Source organism: Bradyrhizobium sp. TM239 (genome assembly GCF_036247985.1).
Classification (GTDB): Bacteria; Pseudomonadota; Alphaproteobacteria; order Rhizobiales; family Xanthobacteraceae; genus Bradyrhizobium; species Bradyrhizobium ottawaense.
The window spans coordinates 1-251 of the sequence record NZ_BTIR01000070.1; the positions used below are offsets into that span (position 1 = coordinate 1).

The window sequence follows — 251 nt, forward strand, 5'->3', positions numbered from 1 at the left end:
TGCAGGATCGCTTCGGCGGCTGGCGTTCGACGGAAACCTGCAAGATCTTCGGCGACTACGCCGCCTATGTTGCCGAGCATCTGACCGACCGTGTCAAAAACGTGTTCACGCTGAACGAGAGCGGCCGCTTCGTCTATTTCGGCTACGGCATCGGCATCGACGCGCCGGGCGTGACGCTGCCGCAAGCCGAGGTCAACCAGATCAGGCACAACAGCGCGCTCGCGCACGGGCTCGCGGTGCAGGCGGTGCGC

General features: G+C 64.9%; 1 protein-coding gene. It reads left to right on the forward strand.

What is annotated here, in order from left to right; all coding sequences use genetic code 11:
• Positions 1 to 251: family 1 glycosylhydrolase (locus AABA84_RS34950; RefSeq protein WP_338314373.1), on the forward strand; the 251-nt coding region annotated here is incomplete at both ends.